This window comes from Vaccinium witches'-broom phytoplasma str. VAC (assembly GCF_000309405.1).
Lineage (GTDB): Bacteria > Bacillota_I > Bacilli_A > Acholeplasmatales > Acholeplasmataceae > Phytoplasma.
In genome coordinates this window covers 1-2,609 of the sequence record NZ_AKIN01000150.1, presented here as the reverse complement: position 1 = coordinate 2,609, position 2,609 = coordinate 1, and the positions used below count along the sequence as shown (strand labels likewise).

Here is a 2,609-nt window from a genome sequence, read left to right as displayed (position 1 = left end):
AAATACTTTGTTAGTTTGAAAAGATATGAAATTATCACTTAATTTTAAGTTTTAAAGAATAATTTTAGAGACAAAAGTTGTCTAAAAAAACGGAACAGCGCACTTTATACAATCATAAAACAGAGAAAGAACAAAATACATATCTTCTAATTCCGATGGTTGTTCCATCTACTCCATAAAAGAATATAACTCTTTAAAAGGTGCAGAAATCAAAACTACTTATTACAAAAAAGATGGAACAGTCAAAAGCATAAAATAACATCAAACATTATTCTTTTAAAAATATACAAAAAAAGACCCATAAAAAAGTCTTTTTTTATTGATGATAATTAAATAATATTAGCAAAACGATCGAACAACAATAAAGCATCTTTTTGTAAATGATTTTGAATAATAAAATCTAAATTTAAAGGCCAATCGTTATATTTGATAGTTAATAAAACGCGATATAAGTTGTTTTTTTTAGGAATTAAGGGAATAGAAGGGCCTAAAACTTTTATTTTATGATAAAAATTGTTTTCTAAAATTTTTTTTAAATTATGAGCAATATTTAACACATTGTTAATAAACCTATGAGCTATCATTATTTTACTAACACAAACGAAAGGCGGATTTTGGGAAGTCTTTCTTTCTTGTAAATTGGTTTTTAAAAAATAATTGATATTATAGTTCACAGCACTCGTAATAGCGTAATGTTGAGTATCGTAACTTTGTACCATAACTTGTTCTTTTTGAGCGTGTTTGGCTATATGAGTTAATAATTGAAAAGTTTTTTCTGAAGCTTTAAAATGAGGAATATTTAATAAGATATCTGCCATAATGACGCCCACTAAAGCGACATTAGAAAAATTGAAATTTTTAGCAATAATTTGAGTTCCTAATAAAATATCTATTTTATCTTTTTTAAAATCGTTTAATATTTTTTCATATTTTTTGACATTAGTAATAGTTTCTGAATCCATTCTCACTATTTTACTGTGCGGAAATTTATCTTGTAAAAAATCTTCCACATATTCAATGCCTAAACTAACTTTTTTCATAGCTATTTCTGCACAAGACGGACATTTAGAAGTAAATTTGTCACTATATCCGCAAAAACTACATTTTAAAATGTTTTTAGAACGAAAAAAAGTTAAACTTTGTTGACATTTAACACATTTAGGAACATAACTACAAAAACGACACAAAACAAAAGGAGAAAAACCTTTTGAATTAATAAATAAAATATTTTTACGATTATTTTCAATATTTTGTTCTAAAGCTTGAGTTAATTCTGTAGATAAAGGAGATAAATTCCCTTTTTTCAATTCTTCCCTCATATCAATGAGTTTCATCGTTTTAGCTTTATCATTTAATTTTAAAACTAACAATTCATATTGTTTCTTTTTAAAACGATAATAACTTTCTAAAGAAGGGGTAGAGCTACTTAAAATTAAGGGGATATTGTGGTAAAGGCTTCTAATATAAGCCAATTCTTTAGAATCATAATTGGGTATTTTTTCTTTTTCTAATAAAGATTCGTCATGTTCTTGGTCAATAATGATAGTTCCTAAATTATTAAGAGGCGAAAAAATAGCCATCCTAGTGCCAATCACTAAATTAATTTTTTGCTCTTTAATGGCTTGATTTTGTTTTAAATTTTCTAAATGAGTCATTTCTCCGTTTAAAACGGATATCGGCAAATGAGGAAAAAAAGTTTTAATTTGATCCACCAATTGTTTAATTAAAATAATTTCCGGAACCAATAGAAGGATTTGTTTTTGATTGGCTAAATTTTGTTCTATTAATTTTAAATAAAGGCGAGTTTTATCTAAATCATTGTTATAATATAATAAATAAGTTTGATGACGAAATAAATTGATTTTATCAAAAACAGCTTTTTGTTGAGAAGTTAAAAAAATTTCTTTATTAACTAGTTCTTCTGAAACAATTTTTTTTTCCTCTATAATAGAGGATTTTTTTTTAAGAACAATTTTTTTCATCATATTTTCGTAAGATAATTCTTTTAAATCATCTTTAGTCATAGTGATAATATCAATTATTTTTTGGTTTTTTAATTTTTGCAACTCCTTGTTTAAAGATTCTTTTTCTACCTTTAAAAGCCATTTATTTTTTTCTAAATAAGTTTTAATTTCAGAAGGAATTAATTCTTCTTGAAGAACAATTATTTTTTTAACATAAGGAACTAAAAGGCTTTTCGGAAAAATAGTTCTATAAACAGAAGATTTAAGTGTAAAAGGAATTTTTAAAATTTCATCAGCCAATAAAAACATTTCTTCATCGAAAAAAGGCGTTTTATCCAATAATTCAAGAATGGGTTTTTTCGCGAATTTGCTAGCGGATTTAATATTAACAATATAACCTAAACGATGTGTATTTTGCTTACCAAAAGAAACAATCACTCTCATACCTTTTTTAACTAAAGGTTCTAATTCTGCAGGTATAACATAATCAAAACATTGATTTAAAGAAGCGCTTTCCACATCTATAATAATTTCCGCAAACATCCTGAACCTCTTTTATTTTTATTATATACAGATAATATCGCAAAGATCGGAAGAGCGTCGTGTAGGGAAAGAGTGTAGATCTCGGTGGTCGCCGTATCATTA

General features: G+C 25.8%; 2 protein-coding genes. One reads left to right on the top strand and one right to left on the bottom strand.

Annotated features, from left to right (window positions below):
* Window positions 1-139: 139 nt before the first annotated feature.
* Window positions 140-259 carry a DUF2963 domain-containing protein gene (locus RI68_RS04475; RefSeq protein WP_083848781.1) on the top strand — a complete coding sequence of 40 codons (120 nt, stop codon included), beginning with the start codon at window positions 140-142 and terminating at the stop codon, window positions 257-259.
* A 70-nt stretch (window positions 260-329) separates the two neighbouring features.
* Here the strand turns inward: RI68_RS04475 and priA are convergent, their stop codons facing one another.
* Window positions 330-2,507: a replication restart helicase PriA gene (gene priA / locus RI68_RS02590; RefSeq protein ID WP_017193682.1), complete on the bottom strand. Its 2,178-nt coding sequence runs from the start codon at window positions 2,505-2,507 to the stop codon at window positions 330-332.
* Between the last annotated feature and the right edge of the window lie 102 nt (window positions 2,508-2,609).

What these genes read in the sequence shown, in the direction of transcription:
- priA (WP_017193682.1), bottom strand. Translation starts at nt 2,507, where the DNA reads ATGTTTGCGGAAATTATTATAGATGTGGAAAGCGCTTCTTTAAATCAA.